Here is a 23,387-nt window from a genome sequence, read left to right as displayed (position 1 = left end):
TGCCTATTTCTTCTCGGTGAGGGCACGGCGGTCGAGTTTGCCATTGCCGGTCATGGGCAAGGACTCATGGAACGCGACCTTCTTCGGAACCATGTAATGGGGCAGGAACTCGGCCAGGCGCTCCTTAAGCACGAGACCCGCGCGAAACGGCGTGTCCCCAAGCGGTTCGGACGGCACGACATGCGCCACGAGGTGCGAGATCTTCCCGTCCCGATACACCGGGGCGACCGCGGCGGCGGCGATCTCGGGCAGGCGACGCAAATGACCCTCGATCTCGCCGAGCTCGATGCGAAAGCCGTTGAGTTTGACCTGCAGATCGAGGCGGCCGCGGAAATGCAGCATGCCCTCGGCGTCGAGATAGCCCTCATCGCCGGTTCGATAGGCACGCACGGGGGCGCCGTCGAGCACAGCATTGTCGAAGACGCGCGTCGTGAGGTCGGGCCGCCCAAAGTAGCCGCGGGCGACCGTATCGCCCTCGATAACGACCTCGCCGAAGGTGCCGGCGGGAACGGAACGCCCCTCCTCATCGACGATACGGAGACGCGTGCCGAGGCGCGGGGCGCCCACGGGCAAGGGCTCGGGGCTCGCCGCCATCTCGGCCGTCACCTCAACCGAGGTGACGGCGACGGTCGACTCGGTCGGACCGTAGGTGTTGACTACGCGAGCCCGCGGGAAGCGCTCGAGCAGGCGCGCGGCCGTCGCGTTCGGTAGCGTCTCGCCGCAGAACAAGAAGAGCCTGAGCTCGGGCATGGCGCTCTGGTCGAAATCGGCATTCGCAAGGCAAAGCTCGGCAAACGACGGGGTCGAGACCCAGATATCCGCGCCGCTCTCCTTGAGCGCGGCGAACTGAGCCGCCATGCTGAGCTGCGTCTCGGCGGCCAGCGAGTACAACGTGCCGCCACCGCCGAGAGCGCCGGCGAGCTCGAACACCGACAGGTCGAACGAGAAGGGCGCCTGATCGAGCCACACGCGACCATCCGAGCGCTCAGGGGTGTTGCCGTGGGCGAGTTCGAGGTCCCATGCGCAGAAGTTGTCAAAGCAGGCCGCCGTGACCTCGACGCCCTTGGGCGCACCGGTCGAACCGGAGGTGAACAGGATGTACGCAAGGTCCTCCCCATCGATCCAGCGATTGCGGTCGGAGTGGCCCGTGGCCGCCACGAGGTCGCCAATGGTGCGATGCTCGATAACGGTGACGGGCGGCATGTCGTCGCATGTGGGGAAGCTTCCCACCGCCAGCACGAGCGGGGCCTCAATGCCCGCGTCGCCCGTCATGGAGGCACGGATCTGCGTGGCGATCGACGCGGTGCGCTGCGGCGGCACGGAGTTGCCGTCGATGGGAACGTAGGGGCACCCGGCCTTCATGCAGGCGAGAAAGCATACGACCATGAACGGGTCCTTGTTGCCGTACACGATGACGGGCATACCGCGCTCGACAAGCTTGCCCACCTGCTCGGCGAGCGCCTCAGACGCCGCCCACAGCTCTCGATAGGTCAGGCTCATCCCCGTCGATGTGCGCACGGCGGTCCGGCAGGGCCACTCGCGGGCGACTCGCTCGATGTTCTCCAAGTACTTCACGTGTCATCCCATCTCTTCGGTTCCACACGGGCGCCATGGGCGCCGCGTCCGAGAGCCTACCCCCCCCCGACGCCGTTTTGGCAAGCGCTACTTTTGGGAGATACGGGGAGGCCTCGTCTTGATACTGCGCCCCATTGTGCCCGTCGAAGCTTTGCGCATCCTTACCGCCGGGTGACGTTTGCGTAAGAGTGGTTATGAAGTACTGAAGTCGCGGACGAATCATCCATTCGCGTGGAGGAACGCGGGCGCGAGCCCGCGCGTGTAAAAACGCACCCGTCCCCAAATTGCACACATACGCACGGCAGATAGGCCTGGACGGTGGCGTATTATTGAAGGGTTAGCAAACCGTTCGGCTCAAGGTCGTGCAACCGCCGCCGACGGACCGACCCGTACAGAAAGAAGGGCAGGACTCAATGGTCTCTCGCGTGTACGTAGAGAAGAAACCCGGGTTTGACGTCGAGGCGCAGCAGCTGCTCGCCGAGCTTCGCGACACCCTGGGCATCGAGGCGCTCACGGGCCTGCGCGTCATCAACCGCTATGACGTCGAGGGTATCGACGGGGAGCTGTTCGGCTCCTGCGTGCCCACCGTGTTCTCCGAGCCGCAGGTCGACTTCGCCTATGACGAGCTCCCCGAGGAGCCCGGCGCGACCGTCTTCGCCGTCGAGGCGCTGCCCGGCCAGTTCGACCAGCGCGCCGCCTCCGCCGCCGAGTGTGTGCAGCTGATCTCCCAGGGCGAGCGCCCCACCGTTCGCTCCGCAAAGGTCTACCTGCTCTCCGGCGATCTTTCCACCGAGGACTTCGACGCTATCAAGGGCTACGTGGTGAACCCGGTCGAGTCCCGCCTCGCCGAGCTCGAGCGCCCCGAGACCCTCACCCAGGAGATTCCCGACCCCGAGCCGGTCGAGATCATCGACGGCTTCCGCGAGATGGACGAGGCCGCCCTCGCCTCCTTCATCGCCGAGCGCGGTCTTGCCATGGACGAGGCCGACATCGCGTTCTGCCAGCAGTACTTCAAGGATGAGGACCGCGACCCCACCATCACCGAGATTCGCGTGATCGACACCTACTGGTCCGACCACTGCCGCCACACCACCTTCGGCACCAACCTCGAGAACATCGAGATCGACGACGCCGCCGTCGAGGCCGCCTTCAACCGTTACATGGAGATGCGCCACGAGCTCGGCCGCGACGAGAAGCCCGTCTGCCTCATGGACATGGGCACCATCGGCGCCAAGTGGCTTAAGAAGCAGGGGATCCTCACCAACCTCGATGAGTCCGAGGAGATCAACGCCTGCACCGTCAAGGTGACCGTCGACGTCGACGGCGAGGACCAGGACTGGCTGTTCCTCTTCAAGAACGAGACCCACAACCACCCCACCGAGATCGAGCCCTTCGGCGGCGCGGCCACCTGCGTGGGCGGTGCGATCCGCGACCCGCTCTCCGGCCGCTCTTACGTCTACCAGGCCATGCGCGTCACCGGTGCGGCCGACCCGACCGTCCCCGTCTCCGAGACCATCGCCGGCAAGCTGCCCCAGCGCAAGATCGTGACCACCGCAGCCGCCGGCTATTCCTCCTACGGCAACCAGATCGGCCTTGCCACCGGCCAGGTCTCCGAGCTCTACCACCCCGGCTACATGGCCAAGCGCATGGAGGTCGGCGCCGTGGTGGGCGCCACGCCCGCAAGCCACGTCCGCCGCGAGTGCCCCGCGCCCGGCGACAAGATCATCCTGCTCGGCGGCCGCACCGGCCGTGACGGCATCGGCGGCGCCACCGGCTCCTCCAAGGCCCACAACGTCGAATCCATCGAGAAGGACGGCGCCGAGGTCCAGAAGGGCAACGCCCCCATGGAGCGTAAGCTGCAGCGCCTGTTCCGCCGCGGCGACGCCTGCCGCCTGATCAAGCGCTGCAACGACTTCGGCGCGGGCGGCGTGTCCGTCGCCGTGGGCGAGCTGGCCGACGGCCTCTACATCGACCTCGACATGGTCACCAAGAAGTACGACGGCCTCGATGGCACTGAGCTCGCGATCTCCGAGTCCCAGGAGCGCATGGCCGTGGCCGTGGCCGAGGCCGACGTCGAGGAGTTCATGGGCTACGCCGCCGAGGAGAACCTCGAGGCGACCGTGATCGCCGAGGTCACTTGCGAGCCCCGCGTCCGCATGGCTTGGCAGGGCGATGCGATCGTCGACCTCTCCCGCGACTTCCTCAACTCCAACGGCGCGCCCAAGTACCAGGACGTCCACGTCGTGGCCCAGGGCATCGCCCCCATCGATCCCGAGAGCGAACTGGCCGAAGCCGCGCTCGAGGAGTTTGGCACGCTCGACGGCATCTACGAGAGCACCGTCCCCATGGTGCCGGGCGCCGAGACCTGCGAGTCTTTCCACGACGCCATGGTCGAGCTCGTGAGCGACCTCAACGTGTGCTCCAACAAGGGCCTGTCCGAGCGCTTCGACTCCACCATCGGCGCCGCCACCGTGCTCATGCCCTTCGGCGGCGAGCGTCAGCTCACCCCGAACCAGGCCATGGTCGCCAAGTTCCCGGTCGACGGCGAGACCACCACGGTCTCCGGCATGGCCTGGGGCTTCAACCCCTACATCATGGACGCCGACCAGTATCGCGGCGCTTATCTCTCCGTCGTCGAGAGCATCTCCCGCCTCGTGGCCACCGGTTTCGACCATGAGAAGGTCTATCTGTCCTTCCAGGAGTACTTCGAGCGTCTGCGCGACGTGCCCGAGCGCTGGGGCAAGCCCATGGCCGCCGTCTTGGGCGCCCTCATGGCCCAGGTCGAGCTCGGCGCCGGCGCCATCGGCGGCAAGGACTCCATGTCCGGCTCCTTCGAGGACCTCGACGTCCCGCCGACGCTCGTCTCCTTCGCCGTGGCCGTGGACAAGCTCGCCAACGTGGTGTCGCCCGAGTTCAAGGGCGCCGGCCACCGCGTCGCGCTGATCCAGCCCACCTATCAGGTCGACGACCTCCTGCCCGAGTCCGCTTCCCTGCTCACCGCTTTCCGCACCGTCGAGAGCCTCGTGCGCGAGGGCAAGGCGCTCTCCGTGTCCACCGCGGGCTTTGGCGGCCTGGCCGAGATCCTGTTCAAGGCCTGCCTGGGCAACCGCTTGGGCTTCGAGGTGTCCGAGGCCTACTACGAGGCCGACACCCGCGACCTGTTCGACCACTCCTACGGTTGCTTCGTCGTTGAGCTCGACGAGGGCGCTGCCCTGCCCGAGGCCGACGGCGTGTGCATAGTCGAGCTCGGCGTGACCTGCGAGCCCTACGAGTTCACCGCCTACGGCGAGACGCTCGATCTGGCCGAACTGCAGGAGGCCTGGGAGAGCGCGCTCGAGGGCGTGTTCCCCTACCGCAGCGCCGCTGACGATGTCGATGCCCCCGAGGAGCTCATCCCCGAGGAGCGCTACCGCTGCGAGGAGGAGGGTCGCATCCGCGCGACCTACGGCGGCCTCCAGATTGCCAAGCCCCGCGTGATCATCCCTGTCTTCCCTGGCAACAACTGCGAGTTCGACTCCGCGCGCGCCTTCCGCGCCGCCGGTGCCGAAGCCGATGTCTTCGTGATCAACAACCTCACGCCCGAGAACGTCGCCGAGTCCACCCGCGAGCTTGCGCGCCGCATCCGCGAGTCCCAGATCGTCATGATCCCGGGCGGCTTTTCCGGTGGCGACGAACCCGACGGTTCCGCCAAGTTCATCACCGCGTTCTTCCGCGCACCCGAGGTCACCGAGGCCGTCCGCGACCTGCTGCAGTCCCGCGACGGCCTGATGCTCGGCATCTGCAACGGCTTCCAGGCGCTCGTCAAGCTGGGCCTCGTGCCCTACGGCGACATCGTGGACGCCACGCCTGAGGCCCCGACGCTGACCTTCAACGAGATCGGCCGTCACCAGAGCCGTCTGGTTCGCACCCGCATCTGCAGCGACCTTTCGCCTTGGCTGTCCCAGTGCGACCCCGATGAGCTCTACACCGTGGCCATCTCCCATGGCGAGGGCCGTTTCGTGGCCAGCGACGAGGTCCTGGATCAGCTCCGTGCCGGCGGCCAGATCGCCACGCAGTACGTCGATGTGGCGGGCATGCCCTCCATGGACCTCGACGTGAACCCCAACGGCTCCGTGGCCTGCATCGAGGGTATCACCAGCCCCGACGGCCGCGTGTTCGGCAAGATGGGCCACGTCGAGCGTCGCGGCGACGGTCTGTACAAGAACGTCCCCGGCGAGAAGTTCATGCCCCTGTTCGAGAGCGGTGTGGCCTACTTCGGCTAAACGCCTCGCAGCCCCTCCGTCTGCTCACTGACGCTCAAGCGCCGTCGGCCATCACGGTCGGCGGCGCTTTTGCCTTCTCGCCGACACGGCAAACTCCGCTGTCCGCCATATCATCGAGACGCCACGAACAGCTTTGCGCTCGCAGATAAGTTGCCTGATACGTTTGCTCGCGGACGGGTATCCTAGCCGTAACCCACTCGGCATCGATCAGAAGACGAGTCGTGGCGCATGCCCGCGACTCTCCCCCGCATCCCCCTCATGTTCTCAATCGTAGCCCGCAAAAGCTTGTAAACAGCTCTCACAACCACACTCCGGCCACCCTCTCAACCCTGAAAGGCACATCCATGGAGCTCTTCTCCACCCGCCTTGCCCTGCGCCCCTGGGTAGACGCCGACGCCCCGGCCCTCTTCGAGCTCGCACGCGACCCGCTCGTCGGAACCGCTGCAGGCTGGCCGCCACACACGAGCGAAGAACAGAGCCTCGACATCCTTCGTAATGTCCTACAAGGGCCCGAGCAATACGCCATTACATTGCGCGAAAGCGGCGAGCTCATCGGCGCAATCGGTCTTTTAACAGGCGATGCCTGCGATTATCTCGATGCGGACGATGAGTATTCCGTCGGCTATTGGATCGGTGTGCCCTATTGGGGTCAAGGCTTTGCCGCCGAGGCCCTTCAGCGCCTCATCAACCACGCTCGCGATTCCCTGGGCGCTCGGGCCATCTACGCGGACCACTTCCTCGATAACACCCAGTCACACCGCGTCATGGAGAAGTGCGGCCTTTCGCCTGTCCGCACGCAAACCACCGACGTCCTTTATCCGGCAGGCAAGCGTGACGTGCTCATCATGCGGCGCCTCCTTGTTCCGCATATCGAAAGGAATGACATGAACCATCCCATGAAACAACTCCCCGAGCGCGCCATTGACGAACAGGAAGCCCGCGACATCCTCCGTATGGGCGAATACTGCGTCGTCGCCACCGTCGATGAAGACGGCCATCCTTACGCCACGCCTCTCTCCTACGTCCTCGACGGCGACTCCCTTCTTATCCATACCGGTATCGCCGGCGGTCAGAAAACGGACAATTGGAAGCGCGACCCACGCGTGTGCGTGACCGTGGCCATGGATATGGAGCCCGTCTATGTGAAGGAAAACGGCGAGCCGGGGTTCTTCACCACGCGGTATGCCAGCGTCATCGCAACCGGCACGGTTCGCCGCGTCGTTGAACCAGCCTGCGCACGCCGCGCGCTCGCCCAGTTCTGCCTCAAATACTGCCCCGAGCATCGAGACAAGATCGGAGATGCCATCGAATGGGAGCTGCCCGCGACCGCCGTCTGGGCTATCGACCTCGAGCATATCTCCGGCAAGGCGGGGCGGCGCATCCCGAACGGCAAAGGCGCGGTAAACCCGCACTAGCCACGATGTCCACTTCGTCCCGGATCCTTACCAGCGATCGCCCCACAGATCGACGATTGCTTTCATGGCGATAGAGTCGTCGCGCATTCACGACGCAGACTTTGGGGTATAGACTACCCGTTCAGTAGTATTTCAACGAAAGGAAACCGCATGAACGCCAATCATGAACTCGCCCTGTATTATCGCCCGACCTGCCCCTTCTGCATCAAGGTGCTCGACTTCATTGACCGCAAGAGCGTGACGATTCCCCTGATCGATATCTCTCTAGATCGCGATGCGGCAGCCACCCTGATTGAAGTCGGCGGCAAACAGCAGGTGCCCTGCCTGTTCATCGACGGCAAGCCGCTTTATGAATCCAGCGACATCATCTCCTGGATCGATGAGCATCTTTGCCGATAGCTCAGATACGATACGCTGACGCAGACAGGCACCGACGCGCCCTTCCACCCGACGGCATGAGCCCGCAGCTCATCTATGCGAGATGAGCATTCAGAGCCCCTCAAGCAATGCGCCCTAAACCACAAGGCCCTCTCTTACGAGAGGGCCTTGCTGTATCAGGTGTTCACGGGACGCGATCGATCGCGCGCCTAGTCCGTCGACACAGCTGCATAGGTGTTGTAATTCGTCGCGGGCTGCATGGGCGCCATCATGATGCGCCCGGTGCCGCGATACACGTTCACCAAGCCCTCGCCGCCCACGGCAGAGCCAATCAGACTCTTGCCCGACCGCTCGACGGTGAACTCAAGTCCGGACGTCCAGACCAAGGCGTAGTTGCCGTCGATCTTGAGCTCGTCATTGTGCAGATCGATGTAGATGACTTCCTCTACCGGGCAAGGTGATTCAAGCGCAAGCACGCCCGAGCCGTCGAGTCGCAAGTTGAACAGCCCCTCATTGCCCGCCACGGCGGAAGACATATTCGAACGCCGCTGTAGTGAATCCTGGATTGTGCTATCGCATGCGAGGAACAGCCCATCGTTAAGCACGACGGAGTTGCCCCACTCGGCGAGATCAATGAGGAGCAAATGCTGCCACGTAGGTTCACACACGAGCATACCCGTACCGGTATATTCAGGCTTGATCATCGAATCCTGGCTCACCGCCCCGCGGAACATCTTTCCCATAAGGTCGCCCGCGCCCTTTACGCCCGTCGTTGACTGCACACTGCCAACCGTCCACTGCATGGCCCCAGCCTGCAGCGCAACACCCGTGCGCCCATCCAGATTTGCGATGAGCTGACGACGGCGAACGTTCATTTCCGAGCTGAACCACGCGGTCTGAGCGCTCCAGGGAGAAACCGAAAGGTCGCGCTGCCACTCGACGACCGAGAACTGACCCTTCTCGGCAATCTTCTTGACGTCGTTATTGTCCTGAAAGTTGTATACGGTGTACGCCATGGCAAGCTCCTCGTCTCGATATTTCGCCTGCGTTGGCGGTAATGGTAGCAAACCCCTTCAAGCTCATATCATGCACTCGCTCTACGGCGCCTCGCTTCGGCAAACGGTACCGGGCGCTTCGTGATACGCACTCTTACTGCTCGGCGCTCACATAGTCTTCGTCGACGGTGATTTTTGGAACCGCGTCGGGATACTCCTCAACGACCATGTCGCCGAGCTTTCGTTTGAACTCAGACGGGCTCAATGCGCACTCAACCGGATGCAGACAGTCGAAAATCACATTCGTGTGAGTCGGGCCGGGAACGCATCTTAGATCATGGATACTCGCCTCGCTATCGAGGCTCTTCGCCATAGCGTCGATCTTATTACGCATATCAACAACATGTGGATCGTTCGTAACGATCGGGTCGTAGTGCAGCGTGACAATGAGGCCGTCATCGTCTTTAAACGCCTGTTCAATGTTATCCAGCGTGTCGTGGCTCTCCATGGGATCGGTCTCGGCGGCCATTTCCACATGGGCGCTCGCAAACTGCCGACCCGGGCCATAGTCGTGAACCATGAGGTCATGAGTGCCCAAGACACCTGGATAGGACATGATCTTCGAGCGGATGTGGGCAACGAGCTCGGGATCGGGAGCCTGGCCGAGAAGCGGGTTGACCGTGTCGCGAATGAGCTCGATGCCGCTCCAACCGATATACAGGCCGACCGCGAGTCCGACCCACGCATCGAGCTCGATGCCCGCCACATAAGCGATGATGGCACACGCAAGCACCGCGCCCGTGGCGATAACGTCGTTCTTGGAATCCTGAGCCGTGGCAAGAAGCGTCTCCGATTTGATGCGCTCACCGAGCACGCGGTTGAGATGCGCCATCCAAAGCTTAACCGCCATGGACCCCGCGAGGACCACCACCAAAGCGAGAGAGAACTCGACCGGACTTGGATTCAACACCTTCTCGATTGAAGATTTGACGAGCTCGACACCGATCATGAGGACGAGCACGGCAACGACGAGACCAGATAGGTATTCAAAGCGACCATGGCCGTAGGGATGCTCGGGGTCAGCCGGCTTGCTGGCGAGCTTGAATCCGAGAACGCTCACGATGTTAGAACTCGCGTCGCTCAGATTGTTGAGCGCGTCGGCAACGATCGAGACCGACCCTGACAGGATGCCAACCAGGGCCTTTGCGATGCAGAGCAGCACATTCAACGAGATACAGACAACCCCAGCCAAGGCGCCGACCCTACCACGGTCGCCTTCGGATCTGGCGATAATCCATTCGATCAAAGGTACCCCTTCCTTCGATAAGAGAAACTACGGCAAAACGTTCGCCAGAGGCGAGGCCTGTGAGCACATATCCGCCAGGAACATTCGCTTCTGGCGAACGTTTTGAGTCATATCCGCAGCATCAGGCATTCTGTGGCAATGGCAAATGGCCGCCACCCCATGGGCAGCGGCCATTTCAAAAGCGCGATACGCGATTCAAGCGTTAAGACTGGACCTTAGAGCTTGATCTCGATGTCGACGCCGGCAGGCAGGTCGAGACGCATGAGGGAATCGACGGTGCCAGGCGTGGGATCGAGGATGTCGATCAGACGCTTGTGAGTGCGCATCTCGAACTGCTCACGAGAGTCCTTGTTCACGTGAGGAGAGCGGATGACGGTGTACAGGTTGCGCTCGGTCGGCAGCGGAATGGGGCCGGAGACGCGGGCACCGGTCTTCTGAGCGGTGTCGACGATGAGCTTGGCGGACTGATCCACGACCTCGTGATCATAGCCCTTCAGGCGAATCCTGATCTTCTGGCTGGACAACTTAACCTCCAACAATGGATAGCGAGGGCAGCCTCGCGGTGTGTTTACAAGTACAGGCGACAGACCTTAGTTGGTGCCGTTCTTGGCCATGACCTCGTCCACGATGGACTTGGGAGCCGGCTCGTAGGAGTCGAACTGCATGGTGTAGGTAGCACGGCCCTGGGTCTGGGAGCGAAGGTCGGTAGCGTAACCGAACATCTCGCCCAGCGGCACCTTGGCACGGATGAGCTTGCTGTTCCTGCGATCCTCCATGCCCTCGATCTTGCCGCGGCGACCGGAGAGGTTGCCCATAACGTCGCCCATGTACTGCTCGGGGGTCTCGACCTCGACAGCCATGATCGGCTCGAGCAGCTGCGGATCGGACTTCTTGAGGGCGTCCTTGATAGCCATGGAACCGGCGATCTTGAAGGCGGCCTCGGAGGAGTCGACCTCGTGGTAAGAACCGTCGAACAGGGTGACCTTAACGTCGAGGACCGGGAAGCCGGCGATAACACCGGTGTTCAGGGCCTCCTGGATGCCCTTATCGATGGACGGGATGTACTCCTTGGGCACGACGCCGCCGACGATAGCGTTGACGAACTCGTAGCCGAAGCCCTCCTCCATCTTCTCGAGCTTGATGACGGCGTGGCCGTACTGACCGCGACCGCCGGACTGACGGACGAACTTGCCCTCAGCCTTCTCGACGTCGTGACCAGCGGTCTCGCGGTAGGCAACCTGGGGCTTACCAACGTTAGCGTCAACCTTGAACTCGCGGAGCAGACGGTCGACGATGATCTCGAGGTGCAGCTCGCCCATGCCGGCGATGATGGTCTGGCCGGTCTCGTGGTTGGTGGACACCGTGAAGGTCGGGTCCTCCTCGGCGAGCTTGGTCAGGGCCAGGGACATCTTGTCCTGCTCGGCCTTAGTCTTGGGCTCGATGGCAACGTCGATAACGGGCTTAGCGAACTCGATCTTCTCGAGGACGATCTCCTTGCCCTCGGAGCACAGGGTGTCACCGGTGGTGGAGTTCTTGAAGCCGACGCAAGCGACGATGTCGCCGGCACAGGCGTCGTCACGATCGATACGCTCGGCGGCGTTCATCTCGAGGATGCGGCCGAGACGCTCGCGCTGACCGTTGGAAGCGTTGACCACGTAGGAGCCGGACTCGGCGCGGCCGGAGTAAACGCGAACATAGGTGAGCTTACCGACGAACGGGTCGGTCATGATCTTGAAGACCAGGCCGGAGAAGGGCTCGTCGAAGGAAGGATGACGCTCGATCTCCTCGCCGGTGTCCGGATCGGTACCGGTGACGGCCTCGACGTCGATCGGGCTGGGCAGGTAGTCGACGACAGCGTCGAGCAGCTCCTGAACGCCCTTGTTCTTGTAGGCGGAGCCCACGAAGACGAGGTTGAGCTCGTTGGCCAGAACGCCCTTGCGCAGAGCAGCCTTGAGCTCCTCGACGGTGAAGTCCTCCTCCATGAGGATCTTCTCCATGAGCTCGTCGTCAAAGCTGGCAGCAGCGTCGAGGAGCTCCTCGCGCTTGGTGGCAGCGATGTCAGCGAACTCAGCCGGGATCTCGTCCATCGGCTCGGGGTAGGTCATGCCCTTCGCGTCGGCCTTGAAGTCCCATGCAGTCATGGTGACCAGGTCGATGACGCCCCAGAAGTTGTCCTCGGCGCCCATCGGGACCTGAGCAGCCACGGCATTAGCGTCGAGACGATCCTTCATGGTCTCGATAGCGTTGAAGAAGTCAGCGCCCACGCGGTCATACTTGTTGATGAAGGCGATGCGGGGGACGTTGAAGGTGGAAGCCTGACGCCAAACGGTCTCAGACTGGGGCTGAACGCCGGCAACGGCGTCGAAGACAGCGACAGCGCCATCGAGGACGCGCAGGCAGCGCTCGACCTCGGCGGTGAAGTCAACGTGGCCCGGGGTGTCGATGATCTGGATGCGGTAGTCCTTACCGTCCTTGTTCCAGAAGCACGTGGTAGCAGCGGAGGTAATGGTTACGCCGCGCTCCTGCTCCTGAACCATCCAGTCCATGGTGGCAGCGCCCTCATGGACCTCACCGATCTTGTGGGTCTTACCGGTGTAGTAAAGAATACGCTCGGTCGTGGTGGTCTTACCGGCATCGATGTGAGCCATGATGCCGATGTTACGGGTATCGGAAAGCTTGTACTTGGGCTTAGCCATGTCTTAAGTCCCTTCCCTGAATTACCAGCGGTAGTGAGAGAACGCGCGGTTGGCCTCGGCCATCTTGAAGACGTCCTCGCGCTTCTTCACGGAAGCGCCAACGCCGTTGGAGGCGTCGAGGATCTCGGCGGCCAGACGCTCGGCCATGGTCTTCTCCTTGCGGGCGCGGGAGAAGTTGACCATCCAGCGGATGCCCAGCTGGGTGGAACGGCGGGCGTTGACCTCCATGGGGACCTGGTAGGTGGCGCCACCGACGCGCTTGGGCTTGACCTCGAGCGTGGGCTTGATGTTGTCCATGGCCTTCTTGAAGACGGAGAGGGCGTCCTCGCCGGTCTTCTCGGCAACCATGTCGAAGGCGGTGTAAACGATGCGCTCAGCGGTGGCCTTCTTGCCGTCAAGAAGGACCTTGTTGATGAGCTGCGTCACGAGGCGGTTGTTGTAAACAGCATCAGGCTGAACCTCGCGGCGGTGATTCTTAGCTGCACGACGCGGCATGTTATATCTCCTCTATCTGAATATGATCGGGTCTACTCGCGAGACTACTTCGGGCGCTTGGCACCGTAGTGGGAACGAGCCTGCTTGCGGTTGGCAACCGGGGCGCAGTCATAGCAGCCGCGGATGATGTGGTAACGCACACCGGGCAGGTCGCGAACACGGCCGCCGCGGACGAGCACGATGGAGTGCTCCTGCAGGTTGTGACCCTCACCGGGGATATAAGCAGTGACCTCGATGCCGTTCACGAGGCGCACACGGGCGACCTTGCGAAGAGCGGAGTTCGGCTTCTTAGGAGAGGTGGTAAACACGCGGGTGCACACACCGCGCTTCTGAGAGTTGCTCTTGAGAGCGGCGTTCTTGGACTTCTTGGGGACCGAGCGACGGCCCTGGCGAACCAGCTGGTTGATAGTAGGCAAAGCGTACTCCTTCTCGAAATATCCAGCTTCCATTCCATGTGCAACGGCATATTAAGGGGCGTCAGCATCCGCCCACAAAACACGCAATTCGCTATGTTACGCGCGCGTACCTGGACGGTCAACAGACCACGCGCCCGGGCGTTTCCTATTTTGGAGCATATTCCGTAGAGTCTCCATAAACCACAAATGAGACGGCCATCGCACTGACAGTTTTGAATGGCTCTGCCCGATTGCCTATGACAGCTTTGAGATTGCCTATGCTTGCATGCCGTTTGATCAATTCCTAACGGAAGATTTCCATAGGCAATCTTCGTCGATGTTCGGGGTGGCGATAACGTTGCCCTACGATGGCGATCACCACGGTACCCATACATCGACACGCGCAAGTATCCCCATATATACGCACATGCAAAAGCCCGCCCTCCCCTTTCGGGAAAGGCGGGCTCTGCAATCAGGATTGCCGGCTGCAGGCGGAATCGCCTACGTACGCCGGGAAGCCGGGCCGGGAACTAGTCCTCCTGCTCCTCAGGATAGACCTCATCGGTGTCGACGAGCTTGTTCAGCAGCTCGTCGAGGGAGGCCATGTCCTCGTTGATGACGCCGTTGCCATCCTTGGACTGGGCCGGGGCACCGATCATCTCCTCATCGGTGTCGAGGTGATGACGCGGGGCGCTCGTGCCGAGCAAGATGTCGTCGGGGCCATCCGGGGAGAAGACCATCTGCAGCAGCTGGGAGAGGTCTTCCTCGTCGGCGACGTCCTCGGTGTTCTCGAGGATGTAGAGGAGGTTGTGCTCCTCCAGGCCGTCGCGGAGCTCCTCGATGGCCTTGGCGCCGATGCCGTCGATGCGGAGCAGGTCCTCCTCGGACTTGCCAACCAGGTCACCGACGACCTCGATGCCGACCTCGCTGAACTTGTTGGTCCAGCGCTGGGACACGCCCAGGTCGTCGAAGAGGTACAGACGGGCATCCTCGGCGGAGATGGTGCGGCCGTTACGGGTGATGTGACCACCGTCGGCCGAGAAGTCGCCACCGCCGAAGTCAAGCTGCTGAGGCAGGACGGTGTCGAGCTCCTTGAGCTCCTCCGGGGCCCACTCGGGCAGGACCTTGGCGTGCGGGGAGGACGGGTTGTCCACCGGGACGTAGCCCTCCTCGGTGCGGTAGGTCATGCCGGCCTTGGCATACGGCTTGAGGCCGGTACCCGCCGGGATCTTCTTGCCCACGATGACGTTGGACTTGAGGTCGAGCAGGTGGTCGACCTTGCCCTCGATGGCGGCCTCGGTGAGGACGCCCGCGGTGCGGATGAACGACGCGGAGGACAGCCAGGAGTCGATCGAGGAAGCGACCTTGAGGGTACCCAGGATCGCGGGCTCGGCCGCAGGCGGGTTGAGGCCCTCGCGAGCCACGCGCTCGACCTCGTCGGCGAACTCGTAGCGGTCGACGTACTGGCCGAGCAGGTACTTGGAGTCACCAGGGTTGGTGATCTGGACACGGCGCAGCATCTGGCGAGCCATGACCTCGATGTGCTTGTCGTTGAGGTCGACGCCCTGGGAGTTGTAGACCTCCTTCACGTTCTCGACGAACGTGTGCATCGTGGACTCGATGTCGGTCAGCTGGCGCAGGTTGCGGAAGTTGACGAAGCCCTTGGTGATCTGGTCACCGGCGCGGACCTCGCAGCCATCCTCGATACCGGGCATGAACTGGACGGCAGCGGGGACGCGCTTCTCGTCCAGGATGCGGCTCGGGTCGTCCGTGTCGGTGAGCGTGAGCACGTACTCGGACTTCTCGGGCTTGATGGCGAGGTGACCGGAGAACGGGGCCAGATCGGCCTCGCGACCGAGGATCTTCTCGTTGACGTTGCCGACGATGTCGAACATACGGGAAACGGTCGGGAGACCCTGGGTGATGTCCGCAACGCCAGCGACGCCGCCGGAGTGAATCGTACGCATCGTAAGCTGGGTGCCGGGCTCGCCGATGGACTGGGCGGCGATGATGCCGACCGCGGTGCCGATGGCAACCGGGCGACGGGTGGACAGATCCCAGCCGTAGCACTTCTGGCAGACACCGTACTTGGAGCGGCAGGTCAGCAGCGCGCGCAGGGAGACCTTCTTGAGGCCGGCGTCGACCATCTTCTGGAGGTCGTCGACGCAGGTGATGTAGGCATCCTTCTCGAAGAGCACGGTGCCATCCGGGGCGACGACGTCGTCCAGGAAGCAACGGCCCACGAGGTCGGCGTTGAGGTCCTCGGTACCGGGGATGATGAGGTTATACGCGCAGCCCTCGGTGGTGCCGCAGTCCTCTTCGCGCACGATGACGTCCTGAGCCACGTCGACGAGACGACGGGTAAGGTAACCGGAGTCGGAGGTGTGCGAAGCGGTATCGACGAGGCCCTTACGAGCGCCGTAGGTGGAGATGAAGTACTCGAGCGGGAGCAGGCCCTCGCGGAAGTTCGCCTTAATGGGAAGGTCGATGGTCTCACCGGACATGTCCGCCATCAGGCCGCGCATGCCGCCGAGCTGACGCAGCTGGGCCTTGGAGCCTCGAGCACCGGAGTCGGCCATCATGTAGATGGGGTTCTCCTCGTCGAACATGGACAGCATCTTGGAAGCGACCTCGTCGGTGGCGGCGGTCCACTCGTTAACGACCTCGATATGGCGCTCCATCTCGTTGAGGAAGCCCTCCTCGAAGTACGCGTTGATCTGGTCGACGTTGCTCTGGGCGCGGTCGAGGACCTGCCACTTGTCGTCCGGGATCAGGGCGTCCCACACGGAGATGGTGAGGCCGGACATGGTGGCGTAGTGGAAGCCGGAGTACTTGATGGCGTCGAGGATCGGAGCGACCTCGGCCTCGGGGTAGCGATCGCAGCAGTCGGAGACGAGCTTGGCGATATCGCCCTTGACCATCTTGTAGTTGATGAACTCATAGTCGGCCGGCAGGCACTGACGGTTGAAGATGATGCGGCCGATCGTGGTCTCGAAGCGAGCGGTCTTGGAACCGGTCACGTCGTAGTCCTCGATGGAGTTCTTGCCGGTCTTCACGCGGAAAAGCTTGGTGCCGTCCTCGAGCTCGACGTTGGCCTCGGCCTCGGAAACGCGGACCTGGACCTTCGCCTGCAGGTCGACGCCGGCCTCGGCGCGGCAATCGTAGGCGCGCAGGGCGTCGTCGAAGCTGGCGAAGACATGGCCCTCGCCGGACATGCCGTCGCGAGCCTGGGTCAGGTAGTACACGCCGATGATCATGTCCTGGGAAGGAATGTTCACGGGCTTACCGGAAGCCGGGGAGCGCAGGTTGTTGGAGCTCATCATCAGGATGCGAGCCTCGGCCTGGGCCTGGACGGACAGCGGGACGTGGACGGACATCTGGTCGCCGTCGAAGTCCGCGTTGAACGGGGCGCAGACGAGCGGGTGCAGGTGAATGGCCTTACCCTCGACCAGCACGGGCTCGAAGGCCTGGATGGAGAGGCGGTGCAGCGTCGGTGCACGGTTGAGCAGCACCAGACGGCCGTCGATGACCTCTTCCAGGATGTCCCAGACGAAGGAGGCGCGACGCTCGATGGCGCGCTTGGCACCCTTGATGTTCTCGACCTTGCCGAGCTCGGTCAGGCGCTTCATGACGAAGGGCTGGAACAACTCCAGGGCCATGGTCTTGGGCAGGCCGCACTGATGCAGCTTGAGCTTCGGGTCGGTGACGATGACCGAACGGCCGGAGTAGTCGACGCGCTTGCCGAGCAGGTTCTGGCGGAAGCGGCCCTGCTTGCCCTTGAGGGCCTCAGCCAGCGACTTCAGCGGGCGACCGCCACGGCCGGAGACCGGGCGACCACGACGGCCGTTGTCGAACAGGGCGTCGACGGCCTCCTGAAGCATGCGCTTCTCGTTGTTCACGATGATCGCAGGGGCGTCCAGGTCGAGCAGGCGCTTGAGTCGGTTGTTACGGTTGATCACGCGACGGTACAGGTCGTTCAGGTCGGACGCGGCGAAGCGGCCGCCGTCGAGCTGGACCATCGGGCGCAGATCCGGCGGAATGACCGGGATCACGTCGAGGATCATGTTTGCGGGGCTGTTGCCGCCCTTGAGGAAGGCATCGACGACCTCGAGGCGCTTGACGGCCTTCTCGCGCTTCTGCTTCTGGCTGTCCTCGTCGGCGATGATGGCCTTGAGGGTCGCGGCCTCCTGCGGAAGGTCGATGGCGTCGAGCAGGTCACGGATGGCCTCGGCGCCCATGCCGCCCTTGAAGTACATGGAGTAGTAGCGCTTCATCTCGCGGAACAGCGGCTCGTCGGAGACGAGATCGCGCTCATTGAGCTGCATGAACGCCTGGAAGGCCTCGGAACGGAGGTCCTTCTCGTCGCGACACTCCTCCTCGATGTCGACGATGCCGGCAGCGATCTCCTCGGGGGTCAGAGGCTCCTCATCGGAGAACTCATCGAAGTTCTCAGGGTTGCCCTGCTCCTTCAGAGACTCGATTTGACGGGCGCACTCGGCGTCGATCTCCTCGAGGTCGGCGGCGAGCTCCTCGCGCAGGTCGTCGGCGTCGGCCTCACGGGCCTCATAGTCGACGTGGGTGATGATGTAGCTCGCGAAGTACAGGACCTTCTCAAGATCCTTGGACTTGATGTCGAGCATGCGGCTCATCGGGAACGAGGTCGGGCTCTTGAAGTACCAGATGTGGCTGACGGGGGCCGCCAGCTCGATGTGGCCCATGCGCTCGCGGCGCACCTTGGCCGTGGTCACCTCGACGCCGCAGCGCTCGCAGACGATGCCCTTGAAACGGATGCCCTTGTACTTGCCGCAGGAGCACTCCCAGTCCTTCGCGGGACCGAAGATCTTCTCGCAGAACAGGCCGTCCTTCTCGGGCTTGAGGGTACGGTAATTGATGGTCTCGGGCTTCTTGACCTCGCCGCGCGACCACGAGCGGATCTTGTCGGCGGAAGCAAGCGAGATCTTTACCGAGTCGAAATCAGTAGCTTCGAAATCTGCCACAGTCAACTACTCCTTATCGGTCGTGGTGGCGGCGAGCTCATCGAGGATGGCGTCGGCCGCGTCGGCGGAGGTGTCGGCCTCATCGATGGAGGGCAGGTCGAGCTCGGAGTCCTCGGCGGCGGGAGCCGGCGCAGGCGCGGGCTCGGCGTCGCGGATGGGCTCGATGTCGAGCGCGAGCGAGCGGATCTCCTTGACGAGAACCTTGAAGGACTCGGGGATGCCGGCCATGGGGACGTTCTCACCCTTGGTGATGGCCTCGTAGGTCTTCACACGGCCGACGGTGTCGTCGGACTTGACGGTGAGGATCTCCTGGAGGACGTTGGCGGCGCCGTACGCGTACAGCGCCCAGACCTCCATCTCGCCGAAGCGCTGGCCGCCGAACTGGGCCTTACCGCCCAGCGGCTGCTGGGTGACGAGGCTGTAGGGGCCGGTCGAGCGAGCGTGGATCTTGTCGTCGACCATGTGGCCGAGCTTCAGGATGTAGGAGGTGCCGATGGTGATGGGCTCACGGAACTGCTCGCCGGAGCGGCCGTCGTAGAGCACGGTCTTGCCGCGCTCGTCGAGCTGGGTCACGAACGCGGGGTTCATGTGCTCGCCGAAGCGCTCCGTGGCCAGGTTCACCATGTTGCGGTTGGCGCGACGGATGACCTCGGCGATCTCGTCCTCGTGGGCGCCGTCGAAGACGGGCGTCGCGGTGAAGAACGGACCGGGGACGTACCTGTCGGAATCCGCGGACTCGGTGTCCCAACCGCAGGCGGCAGCCCAGCCGAGGTGGCACTCGAGGAGCTGGCCGACGTTCATACGGGAGGGGACGCCCAGCGGGTTCAGGATGACGTCGACCGGGGTGCCGTCGGACATGTAGGGCATGTCCTCCACGGGCAGGACCTCGCAGATAACACCCTTGTTGCCGTGGCGACCGGCGATCTTGTCGCCCTGCTGGATCTTACGACGCTGCGCGACGTACACGCGAACCTGCTCGTTCACGCCGGGGGCGAGGTCGTCGCCATTCTCACGGCTGAAGCGCACGACGTCGATGACGCGGCCCTCAGCGCCGTGGGGCATCTTGAGGGAGGTGTCGCGGACATCGTGGGCCTTGGTGCCGAAGATGGCACGGAGCAGGCGCTCCTCGGCGGTCAGCGCGGACTCACCCTTGGGAGAGACCTTACCAACCAGGATGTCGCCGGCCTTGACCTCGGCACCGATGCGGATGATGCCGTCCTCGTCGAGATTGGCGAGCATGTCCTCGGACAGGTTCGGGATCTCGCGGGTGATCTCCTCGGGGCCGAGCTTGGTGTCACGGGCATCGAGCTCGTAGCGGGAGATGTTGATGGTGGTGAGCAGGTCCTCGGAGACGAGGCGCTCGGAGACGATGATACCGTCCTCGTAGTTGAAGCCCTCCCACGGCATGTAGGCCACGGTCAGGTTCTGGCCGAGGGCGAGCTCGCCGTGATCGGTGGAGGGGCCGTCGGCCAGGGGCTGGCCCTGCGTGACCTGATCGCCCACGCGCACGAGCGGGCGGTGGTTGATGCAGGTGGACTGGTTGGAGCGCTGGTACTTGGGCATCTTGTAGGTGTCCAGGCCCTCGGCGGTCTTCACCGTGATCTTGGCGGCGTCGGCGAAGATGACCTCACCGGCGCGCTTGGCCAGGGTGACCTCGCCGGAGTCGATGGCGGCGCGCTTCTCCATGCCGGTGCCGACGTACGGGGCGACCGGGTGGACCAGCGGCACGGCCTGACGCTGCATGTTGGCACCCATGAGGGTACGCTTGGCGTCGTCGTGCTCGAGGAACGGGATGAGCGTGGCCGCGACGGAGAGCATCTGACGCGGGGAGACGTCCATGTAGTCGACGTCTTCGACCGGCACGTCGGCGGGAGCGCCGAAGGAGCCGTCGAAGTCGCGCGTACGAGCGACGACGGTGTGGGGACGCACGAGGTTGCCATCGGCGTCGACGGTCACGAGCTCGTTGGTCTCGGGATCGATCGGCGTGTTGGCGGGAGCGATGATGTGCAGCTCCTCCTCATCGGCGGTCATCCAGTCGATCTGGTCGGTGGCGACACCGTTCTCGATCTTGCGGTAGGGAGCCTCGATGAAGCCGTACTCGTTCACACGGGCGTACAGGGCCAGCGAACCGATCAGGCCGATGTTGGGGCCTTCGGGCGTCTCGATGGGGCACATACGGGAGTAGTGCGAGTTGTGGACGTCGCGGACGGCGGTCGGCACGTTGGTACGGCGGCTGGAGCCGGACTTGTGACCGGCCAGGCCACCGGGGCCGAGTGCGGACAGACGGCGCTTGTGGGTGAGACCCGTCAGCGGGTTGGCCTGGTCCATGAACTGAGAGAGCTGGGAGGAGCCGAAGAACTCCTTGATAGAGGCCACGATCGGGCGGATGTTGATGAGGCTCTGGGGCGTGATCTCGTCGACGTCCTGGGAGCTCATGCGCTCACGCACGACGCGCTCCATGCGGCTCATGCCGATGCGGAACTGGTTGGCCACCAGCTCGCCCACGGTGCGGATGCGGCGGTTGCCGAAATGGTCGATGTCATCGACCTTGAAACCGTGCTCGCCCGCGGCCAGGGACAGCAGGTAACGCAGGGTGGCGATGATGTCCTCATCGGTGAGGACGGTGACGTCCTCCTCCGTGGTGAGGTTGAGCTTCTTGTTGACCTTGTAGCGGCCGACGCGGGCGAGGTCGTAACGCTGCGGGTTGAACAGCAGGCCCTCGAGCAGGCTGCGGGAGGCGTCGACGGTCGGCGGCTCGCCGGGGCGCAGACGACGGTAGATCTCGATGAGGGCGTCCTCGCGGGTGAGGGCGGTGTCGCGCTCGATGGTGCGCTTCACGACGTCGGAGTCACCGAGGAGCTCGAAGATCTCGTCGTTGGTGACGGCGATGCCCAGCGCGCGCAGGAACATGGTGGCGGACTGCTTGCGCTTACGGTCGATGGAGACCACGAGCTGGTCGCGCTTGTCGACCTCGAACTCGAGCCAAGCACCGCGGGCCGGGATGACCTGGGCCTTGTAGACCTGCTTGCCGCCGTCCATCTCGGAGCCGTAGTACACGCCCGGGGAGCGGACGAGCTGGGAGACGACGATGCGCTCGGTGCCGTTGATGATGAAGGTGCCCTGGTCGGTCATCATGGGGAAGTCGCCCATGAAGACGAGCTGCTCCTTGATCTCGCCCGTCTCGAGGTTGGTCAGACGGACCTCGGTCAGAAGCGGGGCCTGATAGGTCATGTCCTTCTCACGGCACTCGTCCACGGTGTGGGACGGGTCGCCGAACTGATGGTGACCGAAGGTCACCTCGAGCTGGTGGTTCTGGCTCTGGATGGGGCTGGACTCCTTGAAGGCGTCGCGCAGGCCCTCGTCCATGAAGCGCTCGAAGCTCTCCTTCTGCACGGAGATGAGGTTCGGCAGCTCCATCGTCTCCGGGATCTTCCCGAAGTTGACGCGTGTGCGCTCGGTGGCGGTCACGGTCTGTGTGGCGTTTGCTTTCGGCACCAGGTGTTTCCTCCTTCTTGGGAAAGGCGGTTGATCCGACGGAATCCGTGCCCCTCGCCCTGCGATGTGCAATTGGGGACGGGTGCAAATTTCACATGCGACCGTCCTCGCACGCACATACACCGGCAATAGGCATAGCTCCGCCAGGTAATGCAACCTACTAGTTTATCAGGTCAATTTCGTTCGGCAATAAAAGTCTTGACTATGGATTCTTTTTGGGTTAAAGAAAATCTTTTCGACAACTCTGCAGGTAGATGAGCCAAATCGAACACCTGTTCATGTGTTTTGAGTGAACGGGTTTTGCATGACACCGCCGAACGGACGAACGGCGCACGAAAAAGGCCCCACGGCGCGCAGCCGCGGGGCCTACTGCATCTCATTGAGGGACATGCAAGGCGAGAGCGGAAAAGCGACTATCGCTCCAAGCCGCCGCGCTCATCGACGGCCGCCCAGAACTCGCCGGCGAAGCGGGGGTCGGACGCGGCCATGAGGGCGTTGGTGGCGATCCAGCCGGAGGGGGTGCCGGTGTCGTAGCCGGACAGCGGGTCGATGACGACGGCGTACATGGCCTCGCGGTCCAGGCTGCGCGCCATGGCGTCGGTCAGCTGGATCTCGCCGCCCTTGCCGGGCTGCTGGTTGGCGAGCAGCTCCATCACGAGCGGGCTCAGCAGGTAGCGGCCCACGATGTAGAGGTTGGAGGGGGCCGCCTCGGGGCTCGGCTTCTCGACCAGGCCGCCGACGCGCCACACGGCGCCCGGCTCGGTCTCCCCCGCGCCCTCGTATCCCTCGAGCGTGCCCACGAAGTCGCCGGCGATGACGCCGTAGCGGTCCACCTGGTCGGGCTCGCACGGGGCGACGGCGATCACGGACGCGCCGCCGTGGGCGCGGGAGACCTCGAGCATCTTGCCGCAGATGTCCTTGGCGGGCACCACGTAGTCGCCCAGCAGGACCAGGAAGGGCTCGCCGGCGCAGGCGTCGGCGGCGGAGCGGATGGCGTGGCCCAGGCCCTTGGGCTCGTACTGGTAGCGGAAGTCCACGGGCATGTTGCCGGCGTGGGCGACGGCGTCGGCGTAGCCTGCCTTGCCGCGCTCGCGCAGCAGGGCCTCCAGCGAGCGGTCGGGCTGGAAGTAGCTCAGCAGCTCGGGCTTGCCGGGGCTCGTCACGATGATGGCGGCGTCGACCTCCTCAGGGTCGAGGGCCTCCTCCACCACGTACTGGATGACCGGCTTGTCGAGGACCGGCAGCATCTCCTTGGGGGTGCACTTGGTGGCGGGCAGGAAGCGGGTGCCGAGGCCGGCGGCGGGGATGATAGCCTTCATGAACTGTCCTTTCAGCACGACCACGCGCTCTAATCGCACGCGGTTCAAAATGCGCAATG

13 protein-coding genes are annotated in these 23,387 nt (G+C 63.6%); 3 read left to right on the top strand and 10 right to left on the bottom strand.

Annotated features, from left to right (window positions below; all coding sequences use genetic code 11):
• Positions 1-3: 3 nt before the first annotated feature.
• Positions 4-1,575, bottom strand: a complete 1,572-nt coding sequence (gene dltA / locus AOBCEHNH_RS01310; RefSeq protein ID WP_152062864.1) for a D-alanine--poly(phosphoribitol) ligase subunit DltA — start codon at positions 1,573-1,575, stop codon at positions 4-6.
• 413 nt (positions 1,576-1,988) lie between these two features.
• Here dltA and AOBCEHNH_RS01305 point away from each other — a divergent pair, with 413 nt between their 5' ends.
• The 3 genes from AOBCEHNH_RS01305 to AOBCEHNH_RS01295 all read left to right on the top strand — a co-directional run bounded on the left by AOBCEHNH_RS01305 (position 1,989) and on the right by AOBCEHNH_RS01295 (position 7,651).
• Entirely contained in the window at positions 1,989-5,837 is a 3,849-nt protein-coding gene (locus tag AOBCEHNH_RS01305) for a phosphoribosylformylglycinamidine synthase (protein WP_152062863.1), read from the top strand.
• 344 nt (positions 5,838-6,181) lie between these two features.
• Positions 6,182-7,252, top strand: a complete 1,071-nt coding sequence (locus tag AOBCEHNH_RS01300) for a GNAT family N-acetyltransferase (RefSeq protein ID WP_152062862.1) — start codon at positions 6,182-6,184, stop codon at positions 7,250-7,252.
• Between the two features lie 150 nt (positions 7,253-7,402).
• On the top strand, positions 7,403-7,651 hold the full coding sequence (locus tag AOBCEHNH_RS01295; RefSeq protein WP_152062861.1) for a glutaredoxin family protein: 249 nt from the start codon (positions 7,403-7,405) through the stop codon (positions 7,649-7,651).
• Between the two features lie 188 nt (positions 7,652-7,839).
• Here AOBCEHNH_RS01295 and AOBCEHNH_RS01290 read toward each other — a convergent pair whose 3' ends face one another.
• The 9 genes from AOBCEHNH_RS01290 to AOBCEHNH_RS01250 all read right to left on the bottom strand — a co-directional run bounded on the left by AOBCEHNH_RS01290 (position 7,840) and on the right by AOBCEHNH_RS01250 (position 23,328).
• Positions 7,840-8,646: an AIM24 family protein gene (locus AOBCEHNH_RS01290; RefSeq protein ID WP_152062860.1), complete on the bottom strand. Its 807-nt coding sequence runs from the start codon at positions 8,644-8,646 to the stop codon at positions 7,840-7,842.
• Positions 8,647-8,779: 133 nt separating this feature from the next.
• Entirely contained in the window at positions 8,780-9,931 is a 1,152-nt protein-coding gene (locus AOBCEHNH_RS01285) for a cation diffusion facilitator family transporter (protein ID WP_152062859.1), read from the bottom strand.
• Positions 9,932-10,146: 215 nt separating this feature from the next.
• Entirely contained in the window at positions 10,147-10,455 is a 309-nt protein-coding gene (gene rpsJ / locus AOBCEHNH_RS01280) for a 30S ribosomal protein S10 (RefSeq protein ID WP_039910332.1), read from the bottom strand.
• Between the two features lie 66 nt (positions 10,456-10,521).
• Complete coding sequence (gene fusA, locus AOBCEHNH_RS01275; protein ID WP_006723067.1) at positions 10,522-12,627, bottom strand: elongation factor G; 2,106 nt, start codon at positions 12,625-12,627, stop codon at positions 10,522-10,524.
• Positions 12,628-12,648: 21 nt separating this feature from the next.
• Positions 12,649-13,122, bottom strand: a complete 474-nt coding sequence (gene rpsG / locus AOBCEHNH_RS01270) for a 30S ribosomal protein S7 (protein ID WP_006723068.1) — start codon at positions 13,120-13,122, stop codon at positions 12,649-12,651.
• A 44-nt stretch (positions 13,123-13,166) separates the two neighbouring features.
• Entirely contained in the window at positions 13,167-13,538 is a 372-nt protein-coding gene (gene rpsL / locus AOBCEHNH_RS01265) for a 30S ribosomal protein S12 (protein ID WP_039910333.1), read from the bottom strand.
• A gap of 509 nt (positions 13,539-14,047) precedes the next feature.
• On the bottom strand, positions 14,048-18,514 hold the full coding sequence (locus AOBCEHNH_RS01260; protein ID WP_193221134.1) for a DNA-directed RNA polymerase subunit beta': 4,467 nt from the start codon (positions 18,512-18,514) through the stop codon (positions 14,048-14,050).
• A 6-nt stretch (positions 18,515-18,520) separates the two neighbouring features.
• Positions 18,521-22,009 (bottom strand): DNA-directed RNA polymerase subunit beta, encoded by a 3,489-nt coding sequence (gene rpoB, locus AOBCEHNH_RS01255; protein WP_152062857.1) that lies wholly within the window; start codon positions 22,007-22,009, stop codon positions 18,521-18,523.
• A gap of 413 nt (positions 22,010-22,422) precedes the next feature.
• Entirely contained in the window at positions 22,423-23,328 is a 906-nt protein-coding gene (locus tag AOBCEHNH_RS01250) for a UTP--glucose-1-phosphate uridylyltransferase (RefSeq protein WP_152062856.1), read from the bottom strand.
• Positions 23,329-23,387 lie beyond the last annotated feature (59 nt).

Source organism: Collinsella intestinalis (assembly GCF_902501455.1).
Taxonomy (GTDB): Bacteria; Actinomycetota; Coriobacteriia; order Coriobacteriales; family Coriobacteriaceae; genus Collinsella; species Collinsella intestinalis.
The sequence above is the reverse complement of the archived record's forward strand: the minus strand, read 5'-3'. Positions and strand labels throughout refer to the sequence as shown.

Excerpts from the sequence above, each read along its gene's own strand:
- AOBCEHNH_RS01295 (WP_152062861.1), top strand. The coding sequence starts at position 7,403 with ATGAACGCCAATCATGAACTCGCCCTGTATTATCGCCCGACCTGCCCC.
- AOBCEHNH_RS01305 (WP_152062863.1), top strand. The coding sequence starts at position 1,989 with ATGGTCTCTCGCGTGTACGTAGAGAAGAAACCCGGGTTTGACGTCGAG.
- AOBCEHNH_RS01300 (WP_152062862.1), top strand. The coding sequence starts at position 6,182 with ATGGAGCTCTTCTCCACCCGCCTTGCCCTGCGCCCCTGGGTAGACGCC.
- rpsG (WP_006723068.1), bottom strand. The coding sequence starts at position 13,122 with ATGCCGCGTCGTGCAGCTAAGAATCACCGCCGCGAGGTTCAGCCTGAT.
- AOBCEHNH_RS01250 (WP_152062856.1), bottom strand. The coding sequence starts at position 23,328 with ATGAAGGCTATCATCCCCGCCGCCGGCCTCGGCACCCGCTTCCTGCCC.
- AOBCEHNH_RS01290 (WP_152062860.1), bottom strand. The coding sequence starts at position 8,646 with ATGGCGTACACCGTATACAACTTTCAGGACAATAACGACGTCAAGAAG.
- fusA (WP_006723067.1), bottom strand. The coding sequence starts at position 12,627 with ATGGCTAAGCCCAAGTACAAGCTTTCCGATACCCGTAACATCGGCATC.